Annotated in this window: 10 protein-coding genes and 1 riboswitch; of the genes, 2 read left to right on the plus strand and 8 right to left on the minus strand. The window is 58.3% G+C overall.

Going from position 1 to position 15,403, the window contains the following annotated elements; genetic code table 11:
* Nucleotides 1–14: 14 nt before the first annotated feature.
* Nucleotides 15–91, minus strand: a riboswitch (Fluoride riboswitch).
* 175 nt (nt 92–266) lie between these two features.
* From nhaA to G6K99_RS22610, 4 genes are all read right to left on the minus strand, one after another.
* On the minus strand, nt 267–1,460 hold the full coding sequence (nhaA, locus tag G6K99_RS22595) for a Na+/H+ antiporter NhaA (RefSeq protein WP_042617856.1): 1,194 nt from the start codon (nt 1,458–1,460) through the stop codon (nt 267–269).
* Between the two features lie 86 nt (nt 1,461–1,546).
* Complete coding sequence (locus G6K99_RS22600) at nt 1,547–2,428, minus strand: TniQ family protein (RefSeq protein WP_052496828.1); 882 nt, start codon at nt 2,426–2,428, stop codon at nt 1,547–1,549.
* Nucleotides 2,425–3,303, minus strand: coding sequence for a TniB family NTP-binding protein (locus tag G6K99_RS22605; protein WP_042617857.1), 879 nt, complete (start codon nt 3,301–3,303; stop codon nt 2,425–2,427). Before G6K99_RS22605 ends, G6K99_RS22600 begins: the two co-directional genes overlap by 4 nt.
* A 6-nt stretch (nt 3,304–3,309) precedes the next feature.
* Nucleotides 3,310–4,962 carry a Mu transposase C-terminal domain-containing protein gene (locus G6K99_RS22610; protein WP_042617858.1) on the minus strand — a complete coding sequence of 551 codons (1,653 nt, stop codon included), beginning with the start codon at nt 4,960–4,962 and terminating at the stop codon, nt 3,310–3,312.
* A gap of 89 nt (nt 4,963–5,051) precedes the next feature.
* Between G6K99_RS22610 and G6K99_RS22615 the strand changes: the two genes are divergently transcribed.
* Nucleotides 5,052–6,134, plus strand: coding sequence for an RHE_PE00001 family protein (locus tag G6K99_RS22615; protein WP_174198106.1), 1,083 nt, complete (start codon nt 5,052–5,054; stop codon nt 6,132–6,134).
* Nucleotides 6,135–6,382: 248 nt separating this feature from the next.
* On the plus strand, nt 6,383–10,180 hold the full coding sequence (locus G6K99_RS22620; protein WP_174198034.1) for a hypothetical protein: 3,798 nt from the start codon (nt 6,383–6,385) through the stop codon (nt 10,178–10,180).
* A gap of 136 nt (nt 10,181–10,316) precedes the next feature.
* On the opposite strand, the gene G6K99_RS22625 is transcribed toward G6K99_RS22620, so the two are convergent.
* The 4 genes from G6K99_RS22625 to G6K99_RS22640 all read right to left on the minus strand — a co-directional run bounded on the left by G6K99_RS22625 (nt 10,317) and on the right by G6K99_RS22640 (nt 15,384).
* Entirely contained in the window at nt 10,317–10,973 is a 657-nt protein-coding gene (locus G6K99_RS22625) for a hypothetical protein (RefSeq protein WP_202048852.1), read from the minus strand.
* A gap of 175 nt (nt 10,974–11,148) precedes the next feature.
* Nucleotides 11,149–11,790 carry a hypothetical protein gene (locus tag G6K99_RS22630; protein WP_202048853.1) on the minus strand — a complete coding sequence of 214 codons (642 nt, stop codon included), beginning with the start codon at nt 11,788–11,790 and terminating at the stop codon, nt 11,149–11,151.
* 385 nt (nt 11,791–12,175) lie between these two features.
* A complete protein-coding gene (locus G6K99_RS22635; RefSeq protein WP_174198035.1) occupies nt 12,176–13,627 on the minus strand; it encodes a nuclease PIN in 1,452 nt (483 codons plus the stop codon).
* Entirely contained in the window at nt 13,627–15,384 is a 1,758-nt protein-coding gene (locus tag G6K99_RS22640) for an SIR2 family protein (RefSeq protein ID WP_174198036.1), read from the minus strand. Before G6K99_RS22640 ends, G6K99_RS22635 begins: the two co-directional genes overlap by 1 nt.
* Between the last annotated feature and the right edge of the window lie 19 nt (nt 15,385–15,403).

Raw genomic sequence — 15,403 nt, forward strand, 5'->3', positions numbered from 1 at the left:
CTTCGCGTGTTGCGCGTTGAGTAGGAGTCATCAGCTTCATCGGGGAAGCGGTTCGGCGTAATGCCCGGCAGAATCCATTACCGTTGTGACTTCAATAGCCAATTGATCCGAATAATGTCAATCCCACTCACCATGGTGAGCGGGATTGCTTGGCACGGTGGCCACATCTTCGACCTGAACGCAGTTTTTTAAGTGATACCGATTTATCTCAGCACATATTTGGGGGGTGCGGAGGTCGGAGAAGGTCGCGGGAGAGTAATAGCAACTCAGACCGCACGCCTCGCTCGCCGGCCCGAGACGGTCAAAAAGACCGCACCCAAAAGACCGGACACAAGCGACCCCATCAGGATCCCGATCTTGACGTGATCCTGTACAACTGGATCGCTGAAGGCCAGCAGGCCAATGAAAAGGGACATCGTAAACCCGATTCCACACAGCAGGGCCACGCCGGTCATCTGACCCCAACTGGCGCTCGCTGGAAGATCGGCTAGGCCCAGTCTTACCAGAACGACCACTGTTCCCAGAACGCCGACCAGCTTTCCGAGCAACAGGCCGGCCGCTACGCCCATTGTGAGCGGCTCTTCGAAGACCGACATCGATAAACCGGCAAACGAAACACCTGCGTTGGCAAAGCCGAAGATCGGCACGATCGCGAAGGCGACCGGCTTGTGCAGCAAGTGTTCGAACCTGTGCAGAGGTGATTCATCGTGTGTGGCCTCCGGCGTCCCCGGCGTCAGCTTCAGCGGTATCGTCAACGCCAGCAAGACACCTGCAAGGGTGGCATGCACGCCTGATGCGAAAACCAACACCCACAGGACCGCGCCGAGGGCGAGATAGGGCCAGAGGGCCTTCACGCCCATGCGATTGAAGATGATCAGATTTCCAACGACGAGGCCCGCGCCAGCCAATGCGAGCAGGTTCAGTTCCGCAGTATAGAAGAGAGCGATAACCACAACGGCGCCGAGATCGTCGATGATGGCCAGCGCCGCCAGAAATATCTTCAGCGATGCGGGAACACGATTACCGAAAAGGGAAAGGACCCCAAGAGCGAAGGCGATATCGGTCGCAGTCGGGATTGCCCAGCCACGGATAGCTGTCGGGTCGCTCCAGTTGAAGTAGAGGTAAAACAGTGCCGGAAACAGCATGCCTCCTGCAGCAGCCGCGCCTGGCAAGACGCGCCGGCTCCAGCTTGAAAGCTGGCCGTCGAGCATCTCGCGTTTGATCTCCAGGCCAACCAGCAGGAAGAAGACGGCCATCAAGGCGTCGTTGATCCAGTGCTGGATGCTCAGCGGGCCGACATAGACGTGCAGCACATGGAAGTAGCTCTCTGCCAACGGCGAGTTCGCCGTGGCAATTGCCAGAGCAGCAACTGCCATCAGGATGATGCCCCCCGATGCTTCATTATCGAGGAACTGACGGAGAGTGGATTGAATGCGGCCCTGAGAAAATGTCGAAGACATGGGTTCGCGCTCCTTGTGAGAGGTTGATCGAAGTATCCGTCAATTTCGGGGGAAGCCCGCAGCGCACGCAGCACGCACTGTAAGCTTTAAACTAGGGTATTTGCTCGACGATTTCCAGCAGATTCGGCCCTATAGGGGCTTGGCCAGACAGCACTATCGTCATCACGCATTATTCGTACGCAAACGCGATCTGCAAACTTTTCGAAGCATCGGATTCGCGTCGAGCTGGAAAAGTTGAGCAGCGAGCCGGAAGTGTGGGTCATCACCAGCGTGGGGATTTGCAGCAATCGTGCAAGGAAAACGCGCTGATGTTCTGGAGTGACACTCGCCCCGCGGCACATCTGATCAATGCGATAATCCACCAGGTGCGCTGCAACGCTGATGATGACCTTTGACGCCTTGCGCAAATCGAAACCGCAGTGGACGCAAAAATGCTGGGGAACAAGCTTGCTTTGACCGTAGGCTTCGATACGTCTTTGGCAGGATGGGCACCGGTCGCGCAAGCCGCAGCGGTGGTGGCGGCAAGATACTTTGGTCGCCAAACGCCAGCTGCGGCGAAAATATGGATGCTCATCGCCAGCCAGGCATTGGGGGCAGTACTGCAACCAGGTTGAAGTCCCGCGCCGACCGCTGTTTCGTAACGGCAGCAAGAGCTCCGTCGGGATGCCACTTGCCAGGGTCATTGCCACGATCTGAGCGTGGGATACACCGGCATTTGCGCGAAGCAGGTTTTCGATGTCGCTCGAGGGTCTGAAATCGATGGCTGGTGACCACATGCCAGATCCAAGTCCGAAGACGCGGGCGAATCCACGTGGTGCAACACCGTTGGCATAAGCAAGGCGGTGCAGCCAGCTCGACAGCAATTCGTCGGTTTGCGGTAAGACGTCGATGGGCCACTGGTCGGAAACGACGTGACGGTATCTCCGTTGTATGCTGATTGTCGGGATACCAGCATCGCCCATCGTCATAACAGGTTGTCCCGTAAAGCCGGTAGGCGCCGCTGCGATATTGGTATGTGCCGCAGTTCGACGATGCCCGCCTTGGTGATACGTTCGGCTCCGGATTGTACCGCCGCGACGGCCGCTCTTGTGACGATGGTGACGGTCTCGCCTATCAAACCTTCCGATAACCTGAAGATAAGCCGCGCCGACGGCTCGCTGGACAGATCCGAGATCCTGGCAAGTGGCAACGCTGCTTCAAGGCTATCGAGCAACATCAGATAGGGCTCATCGTATTGCCATCGCGGGACTGCGACCAGATCAAAACGGCTTGCCATCTCGCTGGTGGCGTTGAGGAAGTCGTAGACGGATACGTCCCCGATCAGAACCGGGGCGATGTCATACTGACGGCCGATTCGTCGCAGGAATGCAAAAATCGCCTCGATGTCGCGCGCCCGTCCGCGCAATGCGTTGTGAAACTCGTCGAAGATCAACACCTTTGGCTTGAGATTTGCCAGCAAGTGATCCAGCTGTTCCGCCTTGCGGCTGACATTCCAAATGTCGCCCCCAGGAGCGTGGAGCGCCTGGAGAATGCTCGCGTAGAAATGGCCAAGGCCCGCGCCCTCTCGCGTCTGGACCATCCAAAGCTTCTGCTGGACAGATGTTCGCAGGTGTTCGACGGCAAACCGCTCCGCAATCATCGTCTTGCCATTGGCATAGGGGCCGACCAGCATCAGGCCCTGGGTTCGTAATGACGGCGGTCTTGAGAGTAGCTCGGTGAGCCGTATATGGCTGTCTTGAGCAACCTGATGTCCGATCCATCGTGGGGCACGGATGTAGGCGATCCGCTCATCCTGGTCGCGTTCAAGGTAGGATCGGACATGGTCGAGCAGATGGTCCGACATGCCATGCTACCAGTCTTCGACCGGTAGTCGGCTTTTCTGACGGGTGGGATGAGGTGAGGCAACGCGCGCCTGTTCCTGCATAGCCGCATAAGGCTTCTGCGACGCGCCCGCGTGGATACCGCGGACAGCAGTTCGCAACTGGCGTCTGGGTTGTTTCGCAGTCCCGACGATAGCAGCGATTTCGCGGCGAAACTCCACCCTTGCAACACTTGAGCGATGGTTTGCATCGCGCCGGCGGGCGCGCTCAGCCTCATGTTCCCATAGCGTCAGCGACGTAAGCCTGCCATCGCGCCGTTCGACGGGTCGGAAGTGTCTGCCTTCCGGATCCCGGACATAGATATGGCTGATGTCTCGAGGGTCATATCTTACTTCCAGCTTTCCCAGCCGGTCGCGCTGCGGAATGAGGCCGCCAAGCCATGACGCGTAATAATGTACGGCAAACATGCTGATCCCCTGCGGCGACAATCTTCTTTCCGTACCCGGCAGAAACGACAATAGAACGGTGTGTGGATCGTCATTGAAGCGCGGTAAAGCTGCGTTGTTGCGCTGCCACTCCGTATTCGGCACATTCAGTGTCTTGGTGTTTTCCTGCCGGTTGTGATCGAGGATGGCCAGCGCAACGCACCGCTCCAGGTCCGCGAATCCGAGACAGGCGCGCCGTTCCGAGGGATATTCATCGCGATCAACCACAGACCTTCCGGTCGAACCGCGATAGGTGGCGAGGATAGCGTTGAGTTTGCCCAGCAGTCGTTCGACCACGCCGCCTTGATGCACTCTTCCGCGGTCACGATATCGAATGCGGATGCCATAATCGTCGCAGCCACGCTGGAAAGCGTGCCCCTTGAATTCCATCGCCGAGTCGGTGACGAGTACCCGAGGCCTGCCAAATGTCGACCAGGCATGAGCAAGGCTACGGTTGGCAAGCCATTCGTCCTTCGCGCACATCGCATGGGCAAGGCAAAGTCCGACCGACAGAACAGATGGTTTCTCCAAAGTCAGGCAGAAACCTAAAATAACGCGTGATGCCACATCGGTCACGATCGTGAGATAAGGCCGACCCACAAACACGCCAGTTCCGTCAACGACCTCCACGAAATTGATATCAGCCGGAGTGTGATCGATCTGACAGACGTCGAGCGGGTGAGTTGCGTGAATATATCCTGGTCGTGGCCTCAGCCGGAGCAGGTGTTTCGGATTGGCTGACCGTTTCTTGGCGATCTCTTCAGCGCTAAACAGCATCGGGATACGTCGGGCAACCGTAACGTATGACGGCAAGGTCAGCCCGGCTTCCTCGCAACGAGCGCGGATTTCAGCCACGACCGGGGCAAGGGGCGGAGCTTCCAGTGTCAGCCATTGCTCGCGCAGTGTTGTCGCTATGATTGCTTCAAGTTTTTCTGACAGCCGCTTGCGGCGGCTTTTTGCGGTGCGCGGGAGTAAGGCTGTCACCTTCCTGTCCATGCGATAGCGGACGAGGAGATTGTAGATTTGTCGCCGCGTTAGCCGCAACTCGGCCGCCGCGCGCGAAACGGCCACCTGCTTCGGCCCGATGCCATCAAGGATCTTGTCCAGTTCGCGGGCCATGCGGAGCGCGACTGACCAATGCTCATCTGAGATCGCGCGTGTCGCCGGCAATCCCTGATCATGCAATTGCTTTGGCATGGGCAGACCTCGCTGAAATCCTTAGCGAAAAATCTACTGAAATTTATCGCCTAACCCTTACGTCCGTATGACAATTTCCGAGTTGAAAAATTAAACTAAAACCCACAGCCGGTATCGCTCTGGCGCGCCTTGACGAGCGCATCGCCCGCTCGACCGTCGGAAGCGGGTGGATCGAGCGTCAGAATTTCGCCGACGCCTGTGCCTCGCTGTGGATCGACGGCGAACTGGTCCATCTCGAGGACCTTGTCCTCCACGACGCCACTAAGGATATTCGCACACCCACCCATGAGCTGACAATCGCCCGCGACGTGCTGCGCACCCGCCGGCGCATCGCTGGGCAATCGCCGGACTGGGCCATGTCCGCCGACGGCATCCGCTCGCTACGGAAAACCTCGGAAATCGGGGCGGGCGGCGCGGACGAGGGTACGACGACCGGAGTTATTCGGCCGGCGATCGCGATCGACTCGGAAGGGGAGGGGGATGACGCCGACGACGCCCAAGATCTCCCCGGCGTCGACTATGCGGCTATCGATGCGCTGCTCGCGCGCTCTGACGCTGCGATCGAACGAGCCAAAAAGCCCGGCCGGGCTCCGGCCGATCCGCTGGTCTATGATCTCGACTGGGACGAGGATGCCCGGCTCGATGAATGGCGTGGCGTGCTGCGGCAGGCCGAAAAACTGCCGGCGGTGTTGCAGGCGATCGTCGCCCTCGATGCCTGGAATGAGCTGGCCGTGCTGCAGCACGCCCCTTGGCTCGGCCGGCTGCTGGCCGCGTCGATCCTGCGCCAGGCCGGCGTCACCACCGGTACCCATCTTGCGGCGCTCAATCTTGGGCTCAAGTCCATTCCCGTCGATCGGCGCCGGCATCGCGATCGCCAAACCCGGCTACTCGCCATCGCACATGGGCTTCTGGCGGCCGCGGAGACCGGGCTCAAGGAGCATGACAGGCTGGCGCTGGCTCGAACACTGATGGAGCGAAAGCTGGAAGGGCGGCGGACGTCGTCAAAGCTGCCGGAGTTGGTCGAGCTGGTGATAGCAAAACCGCTGGTGTCGGCCGGGATGGTGGCGAAGACGCTGGATGTAACGCCGCAGGCGGCGCGGCGGATCGTTTTGGAGCTCGGTCTGCGCGAGATGACCGGGAGGGGAAGGTTTCGGGCATGGGGAATTCTGTAGGCACCCACTGTCTTTCTCTAGATGGAGTCGGCAGGTGGTGGCGGGGTCGTGAAGACAAAAGCGGTGTCAGTATTTTCTGATGCGCTTTCTCTGGCAGGACACCAACGCCGATGAACGGATTGCCGAACCACCGAAGCTACACGTCGAGCTTGGGCAGATGACGGGCGGTCGATATAAAAGGTAGGCATGCTGAAACGTGCTACTCAATTGTAAGTCGCGGCCTGCTAGCTACGCTTTGGGAGGATGAATTGACGATCAACGTAACGGGACCAAAAAAATATGACTTTCAAGATTTGGTCTGCATTGCTTTTGGTCTTCGATCGGTTCACCGAACTGGGGCGGAACTGCTAATCGAACCTGATGGTGGCGAAGACTGCGAGCTTCGAGAGAACGGCGCCGTCGTGGAAATCCAGGTGAAGGGTGCGGAAGGTCGGTTCGGCATCAAAGACCTCGCCGATTACCTCGGTCATCCTGGCAAAAGGGTCGCGGGAAATACGCTTCTCGAAAGGCTGCTGGCGGACAGCTCCCGTTTTGTCGTACTCGTGTTGTCGAGCCGGTGCGACGACGCGACCTCAGCGCTGGTGCAACCCTTCGGGTGGAAAGAATCCCAGCGCGATCATTCCTTTGGCATAGCGAACGCCCAAGCACTGCTGACAGCTTTTGCTAAACCATCACGCGAAAAGAACCCAAGCAAACTGACGAAGGCGCGAGATCAGCATAGAGCTACTATTGCGGCCGGCCTTACACCGGACTTGTTGAATATCGCGCTACAACGCCTTGCGCTGATCGAGCGGCTTGACGAAATTGGACTAACCTCGGTGTGCGACGATATTCTCGTGCGCATTCACGACGTTCCGAAAGACCGCACGAGCGACACCATCAGTCGCCTACGAGACGTGATCAAGACAGCTAAAGGCTTGGCAGCGAATGTCTTGCCTGACATTGCGCGAATTCTGGACGCATCTTCGGCGGGCTCGCTCTTGCCCCAGGGTTACATCGAGCGGGGCGATGAAGCACATTGGGAAGATACGCTTTCCCAAAGCAAGGTCCTACTGCTGACAGGCCGACCAAGAACTGGGAAATCAGATGCTGCGCGATACGTCGCCGCAAAATTTCAAACGCTCGGTTACAGCGTTCGCGTCCTGTCTGACGTTAAAGAAGCGGAACGTTTTTTGAGCGAACCCAGTAGCTCCCAGCGGCTCGCCGTTCTGGATGACCCTTTGGGCGGGACTCATACAGAGCCGGAACACGTGAAGATGTACCAGCAGCTGGAGGATCTGATTGGTCACCTGCGCCACGACCGACGGTTGATTGTATCTCAATCGCAGGAGCAGCTCTTGGTGACGACTGGCGCGCGTGATGCGTCAAACTTGGATATTGACGGCCACCCATGGCACGACCTCAGCGACTTCAGGGCAGCCTTTTCCGCCAGAATCTGGTGTCAGGAAGCTGCACCAGTCGCCATGCCTCCCGAACTCGCCCGGTTTGTGAACGATGCACTCTCGTCCGGAAAATTGGTTTTGGATGCCGGCAGTATCCGTCACCTGGCGCGACACTACGCAAAGGCTCGCGTGCCTTACAAGGTAGGACAAATTGAGCGGATTGCGCACGAGCGCGCTTCAGCGCTGGCCGATGTATGGAAAGCGGAGGGTCTGCAGGCGCTTGCGCGAAGCCTCGCAATCGGGACCACTGCCATGGAGCCGATCTCAGAATTGGAACTTGCGTTCCTGCTGGGGAAGGGAGGGGAGGGGCTTCCGGGTATGCCAACCTCAAACTTCACCGTTACTCAGATCGGCGGTGATCCTCCCGAACCGTCACCCGATCCAGATTATGACGAAAAACCAAGGCTCGACCAAACGGCACTCGTCGGTTTGGACGCGTTCGAAACGCGCCGCCTGATCAGTTACGGGTCTTCAGAGAGTGTCAATTTCGCACATGCCTATTACCGTGCAGCGGGCGAAGCGTCAGCGGGGGTGTCGACCAAAAAGCAGGTCGAAGACGCACTTATGGTACTCACGCGGGCGTTGTTCTGCAGGAGCGGGTCGACCTCGAAGGCGGCCGCCCGGAATCTCGATTGGATCCACGACCGATTTGTGCGTTCCGGAAGACCAAACGCAATTCCGGAGCTCGCGGAACGCGGATTAGAGAGCTATTTTCCGGCGACGCGCGACCTTTGCTATGCGTTTCTTATGCGCTACATCGGCGAATTACCCCGGGATTTTCAGGCACGCCTGCCTGATTGGGTAATCGCAATCCAACGACGGGACGTGGCAACGATGGCGTGGCGAGAGGATGAAGCTTGCCTTCCGCTCGGCCGGACCTTCAGCGGCGCAGAACGGCTTGAAGCCCTTCTGTTTCCGCCTGAGCGAGAAGACGTTTTGACTGAGTTGAATCTCCTCGAAGCACCAGAAGAGTCCTATCTCCGGCCACAAGGTGCCTGCCGCGCCCTAAGCTATTACAAAGGCGAACCTTTTGCACTTGGTCACCAGGCCATGTCTCGCCTCCTCAACTATGGGGAAGGCTTTATTCGCGCAACCGCCGCTGAAATTTGGTTTTCAGTGGATCGTTCAGCAGATGACGACGTCCTCCGTCAACTCAACGCCGACGACCACCCAGCCGTCGCGTCCGCCATGCTTGATGGGGCGGTAAAGGGCTGGCCGACTCTTTCTCAAGACAGGAGAGCGCGCCTAATTGGGATTATCTCCGCGCAAGCGTCGTCTCCGGCCGCGGCGGCGGCCATGATGCCGAACCTCGTGAGGTTTGACCGCATTGAGTATACGGGGCCGGCCGGCGCATGGGATCTCTTCGCCGCAGTAATGCCGAGTGCCCTCGATGCGCTACCGGCAACGACCGATTTCACGGAGGCACGCCTATTCAACGTCGTTATGGAAGCGCGAGGAAAGATTGCACCCGAACTTCTGACGTCCATTTGCGAGAGTTGGCTGCACTGGCTCGAGAGACTTACAGGGGAGGGACTGGTCCCCGACGATTTTTCACTTGGTTTTGTCGACCTGCTTCTCGATATCACAAATGGGAAACCTGAGCTCCGAGAGGGACGGCTTGCACGCGCCCTCTCATTGCCGGGAAGCAGCGCGTCTTATGTTGTAGTGAGCGATATCGCGGAGCACTGGGAGACGTTAAGTAATACGGAGCGTGAACTCCTCAAAGACATCCTCGAATCATCCCGTTCGGATGCCGTGTGGCTAAAAGCGTCTGTTCTTACGTCGTCCGTAGTGCCGAAGGATTTGGAGCATTTGCTGTTGCCGGCATGCCTAACACTCGATGATCCCCCCGAAACCCTCTTGGCGGATATTCCAGTCGAGCTTTTGACGGCATGTATCCAAGCCTTCACAGGCCAGCCGTCGCGGCTGTGGAATAGGGCTCACAGAAATGCAGCCGTATGGCAACCGGTGGTCGATCTCATCGTGCGCCGGCCGGATCATCCGTTGTTCGAATTGGCATGGAATGCGATATCGGGGACGGGCAAGGCCAACATCGTGCGCCAAATCATCGAGGACTGTGGACTCCAGCACGCCGAACTGTTTCTCGGTCTGTTGATCAAACACAAGGTTGGACGCGTCGGGGATTTTATGCCTCAAGCATGGTCCGCTGTTCTGGACCAAGCCCCTGATCGCGACACGCGGACCGAATGGCTCAGCCGCGCGCTAATTTACACGACAGTGATCCTAGAAGACTTGGGAGACCTAGAGCTCTGGTTACTTGACGAAGGCGATAAGATAATTGCGCTGCACATCCTCGAACCGGATATCAAAGCGATCATGACCTCGAGGGAGGTTTCTGAAAGGGAGGACAGGCTCTCAGCAGCGCTCGAGCTCCTTGAGCAATTTAATAGACAACTTCCCCGTCTGCACGGCACTTACGGTCGCATTCAAAGACTTCTAACAGATCCGAATGAAGAGAATGTCGAATTCAACGAACTGCTAGAAAAGCTGCGCCTTAACAATTTGGCCTTGGGTGGCAAGCTGAAAAAGCACCTGCTTGGCGAAAAGGAATGGCCGGAGCCAGTAGGATGGATGCACCCTTGATGGCCGAGAGGGCTGACAGACAAGGCTATTCGGGCGGCGCGGGAGACCGGTTAGGAGCTTGGCATACGCGAAAGGCCCCGGTGGAGTGGTAGTCATCAATAGATGTGGTGTGCGATTAGTGCAAGAACAGGCGGGATCAGGGCTTGGTCGCGATCATTGAAGTGACGGTCTCGACCTTGTCGAGCCAATCGGCGGTGGTGACGTCGGTCCAGGCGACGATCGAGCGGATGCGATCATACTCCTGCTGGACATTGCGGCGGAAGATAGGTTCGTGATGGGCGATGCGGTTGCGCAGGTCGCGGATCCTTTGAAGCTTGTCAAAACCCTCGCCGCGCAGCTGCTGGACGGTTTTGGCCGGGTCGGCATTGGGAAAGACCGCCATCAGCTGAGAATTCCAGATCGTCTTGTCATGGCTCAAAGTGAACATGCGTTCCCAGAAGACGAACTTCAGTTCGGCGACGATCTTGCCGGCCGTCGGCAGCCGGCGTGCAAGATCGGTGAGGTCGCGCCGCGGACTATAGCCGCGCTGTGGGTTTCTGAGCGAAATCTCGAAGCCCTTCTCCCACGGCCAGTTGGCGCCGTACGTGTTTTCAATGGCGCTGACGATTGAATTTCGGACGCTGACTTCGCATATCTGAAGAGGAACAAAAAACGCTGCCGATACTTCCATGTTCCAGCGATACAGCTCTAACGCCGCTTCCTTGTCACTAGTCTTCTCGGCGAGATAGGTCGCAAAGCGAGGAGCCGACAGGACGGTCGGCAACCTATGGATCTCTTCGGGCGTGAATGGCATTGTCTCTATTCCATATGGTCAGCAGGCGACGATTTCGTTGACAGTAGTGCCGTGCTTGTAGTAAACGGGTGTCCGAAAGGCGCGTGAGGTCGCGGGTTAACACCACCCTCATCGTCATACGATCTAAGGGAAATGCCCGCTTCTGGCGGGCATTTCTCGTTTTGGTCCGCCGCCATCAGACGGTCTGCTCGCTGGCAGCTGCAACGGGTGCTTCGGAGGCGACTTGCCCCGCGGCTGCGGTTTTCGCTGCTTCCGCTGCGGCCTGCTGCTGTCTCACTAGGTCCATATGCTCGCGAAATCCTTCGATCTCGCCGAAAGCACCGACCTCCATGACCCGATCGATGAAGCGGGCGTAAAGACCATCCTGGATCTGCCCGTTCATCTTCATCCACTCGACCGCGACGTTGGGGTTGACGAGAAAGACGTAATGAAATTCTCCCGACGGACCCGCCTTGGTCTGAATAAACCACAGGGCTCGCAAGGCCTTCATCCGCTTTCGCCAGGTATCGACTACCCTTGTACCTGCAAAGCCAGCTTCTGCCGCAAAGGTCGTTGGGTTCTCGATTGTCAGGAACGGGTAGTCGGGCGCGCGCGCCCACAAGCTGAATAGGGTGTGGCCGGCCGGGTGTCCCTTAGACTGGTCGTCGATCGCCTGCATGGCGATCGGGAGGGTACGCGGCAGGGTGGTATAGCCATCATTCGTCTTGCGGTGCCAGAAGAAAGCTGCCGGCACGCCAGGAAAATGCAGCTGCATCTGCTGCTGTGCCCGCTCGGCCATCTTAAGGCGCTTTACCGTTGATTGCCGTCCGTTGGCCATTTGACCAGATCCTCTTCGGCTCGTTGCTGAACTGACAATGACTGAACCGGACGCGCGCCGCAACGAGGGAACACGCGCGCCAGATTGCTGTCTTCAATCCCACGAAATCGCCTTCGGCGTAGTGGTAGAGACACGATTTGGCAGGGCCTGATTACCTGAACTGCGCGATTTAGCGCAAAGGTGTGGAAATTATGGTTGCAATACAGTAGGTTGCGGAGTGTGTGCGGTGCTCCGCGTCTTCCCGTGCTGCCGTCCTCCCCTGTCTTCCCGATGCTCCTGGGGTTTTAGGGGGCTTCAGGTGGTGGCCTGACCCAGCTAAAAGCGCATTTTTAACCTGCCGGCTGTCGCCGATCGCGCCATCATGTCAGGCCGCGATCGAAACCTATTACATAAAAAGACGGTACGGATAGACACTCTTTGGCAGGTCGGGGACATTCGCGATCGTTCGCGCGAGCCGCTGTGAGTAGCGTATGCTTACCGGGACCGGATCGTAGAGCGCATCATTGTTCCAGTCCATTTTTGTCAATGCCAGTGCTTCATGGGCCGACAATTCGAGCGGGCCGCTCCCAGCGTGCCTGATCAATTGCAGCGGCTTTGGGATGCTCTTCTTACCCTGATAGTAGTCGCCCTTGGTCGAAACTTCAGGCGCATTGCCTGCCACCCAGACAAGCACCGAGGTCCCAGACCTGACGACACAGGTTCCCCTTGGGACGGGATAGCCCGACGGCTGCGAAGGTGGGGTCTTTCGCCCTGACGAGATGAGCCATACGCCACGCCAGCCGGGGGACGGGTTGATCTCGATACATTCTATTTCCGGAACACCGGCAAGAGAATCGAATGCTCCGTCGATCTCGGATTGTTTGAATGCGGTGGTCTTGTGAATCACCAGCCGCTTCGGGAGGATCCCGCCGTTGCGGCCCTGATAAAGCTCCAGGCTGCGGGCAAGCACGGCCCGCATGTCGTCCCGGCTCAGAAAGGGGTTCCGGCGGGCTTCGGCGGCATCCGCAACCGGATCGCGCGCCTCGAACGCGACAAACTGCATTCCCCCGCCATCCATGTCGAAAACCTGCGAACAACAAGTGACATAATGCGCGTCTCGCTGATCTCCTCTCAGCGCATAGGCCAGCCCGATATAGGCCGTATCGGTCGGAACACCTTTCAGAGGGGCAAGTTTCCAAGGCGTGCCGGCGGCTTTCACATAAAGAGCGATCGCGAGGCGCCAGGAGCGGGACGCTGCGTGTGAGAATGAGAAAACGCGGTCGTTGATAACCTGTGTCGGGATGTTGTATTTCGCACCAAGCGCCTTCAGCGCATCATGGGCGTCGAAAAACTTGCCGCGTGTCGCGAATGCCCAATCGTCGGGAAAATGCACAAGGACGACGTCGAATTCTGCCCGGACAGCGTCCAACCGCCTCAACGCGTCTTCCATAGCAAGGAAGAGACGAGACTGGGCATCGCCTTGGCCAGGGAGCTGATCAAGAGCGTCCGGCCATTTGATATGGGTGCCGCGTCCGGCGGGTTCGAGGCTGACGCGAAAAAGCGCCTCGAAGCCGGGATAGGGCGGCACATATTCAGAGCGATCACTCGGCTGATAGGCATTGCGCAACGACGCCATCAAGTCGCCACGGCGCCTAAACGAGGCCTCGGGCCCGACAGTCGCAATCCGTAGTTTGGATGTGTAGCCGCCAAAAGAACCTTTCGAAAAAGGTCCGAAATTGAGCAGGCCGCGCAGCGGATGAACATCGACCTCCCGGTCGTCGGACGCCGAAAAGGAAAGCAGCGGCTCGTCGAGGAGCGAGAAAGGTGGAAGCTTCGACGTAGGACCTTGGGTTGCCATCACTTCTTCCTGTCAAAATAGCGGTGGTGGTGACTCGGCCGGCTCCATCCCGTAACTTCGGACAGTCGAAATACAGCATCCACGCCCACTTCGTCCTCAAGGCCGAATGCCTTGGTCTCGCCATCGGTGGAACGGGTCAAAAGGCCAGCCCATGCGTGAATAATGGCGGCCCACTGCTTGTTGTATCTCTGCGCCCAGCGCTCCCGTCGCCAGTCGCCTGCCGGATCGCCGCCATGGCGTTCACGGGGGGCGGACAGCGAATCAACCGAAGGTTCGTCGACGATGCCGCCGGTGCCTGTCGTGGGGTCCAGCCTTGGAATGTCCACATGGGTGTATGGGTCAAACCCACACCACCATCGTCCGTCGATCTGTTCGAGCTTCAACAGAATGCCCTCAGAAAATGGATAACCAAGCCCGGGGACTGCGCCGGTCAGCGGGGTTTGATAGGCGTCACGCAGCGGTTTCAGGGTCTCGCTACGTCTCCGTCGCCGCTGCTCATCTTCGCCCTCGCGTGGCGACGATACGGTCAAGGAGTGCCCTGACCGTCGTAGGCGTGGGGTAAGCGGGCGCCAACGCGAAAAGGCGGTCACCAGCGCGTCATAAAGAATGCCGAGAGCCCAGCTGTCGGCTTCTGGGTCGAGAGAAACCGTTCCGGCAAGTTTCGGATTGAGCGACGACAGAGCCTTCAATAGCTCCTGGTCATTCCCGAACGCTGCGATCTCGCGACCGTTCGCGGCGACGATCGCCCGGCATTTTGCAGCTTTGAGGAGCTCCCTTACGGCGGGGGAGGTTGTCGACTGCCCAAGGACAATCTTTCGCGCATGCGAAGGAAGCGTCTCCACCATGAGGGCGGAATATCGCAAAACGGGAAAGGCCCGCGCCTCGGAGGTGGGTACAGTTACCGGAATTAACCGAGAGTTGGGCCTGGCCTTCATGATGTGGTCGTGCAATTCGCTTGGGAGGTCTATTGCACTGATGACGTCCGCCGCAAGCTCGTCGAAGGTTGCGCATTCGACAACCGCAACATCGACCCCTGCCCTTTGCGCCTTCGTCAAGAATTCGGTCACGGCCGGCAGCAGACGGGACGCGGACGATGTCATCCAGTAAAGCCCGTTGGGAAACGGCGAGCGCTCGGTCAGCACAGACGACAAGGCGTCCATGACGGAAGCATCGCGCCCACTATATCCAACAAAAACCATGCCGAACCTTTTACTGGCCTCCACCAGCACATGCCTCATGCGCTCGTCTTGTTTCTCCAGCTCGGAGCCGGTGTTCTTGATGGATATCTCCTGATAGTCGCCGTGGAGCTTTGCAACCAGCGGCCAGTCCGACTCATTGAGACAGCGTAGCGCCCGTTCAGCAGAATCGATCCCTGCCACCGTCGGCCTGCGCTGCATGGCAACTGAACGCTGCGCGTTGGCCGATAAGGTTGCATCTTCGATCAGCGGATCGAAGTTCGTGGTGAACACGCAATCAGTCTTGCCGCCGGCGATGAGGCTCGCCAGGACCTTCTGGCCGAAACATGGGGAACCCTTCAAGATTGCATCGTCAATATACTGCCGGCGATGGCGAGCCTGCGGATAGACCGCTTCAAAGGCTGCAGCATACTCAGTCGGATCTCCGTCTGGCGGGAGCAGGGACGTGCGATGGAAAAAAGCGTCGATCCGGTCGATCCAGACCGGGTCGCCGATGTCTATCTCCCGCTTAGAGAGCTTGTTCTCACGGCAGAAAATCTGAGCCTTAAAGTCGCGGATCATCGCGTAACCGGTCGGAATT

The organism is Neorhizobium sp. AL 9.2.2 (assembly GCF_013317225.1).
Classification (GTDB): domain Bacteria; phylum Pseudomonadota; class Alphaproteobacteria; order Rhizobiales; family Rhizobiaceae; genus Neorhizobium; species Neorhizobium soli.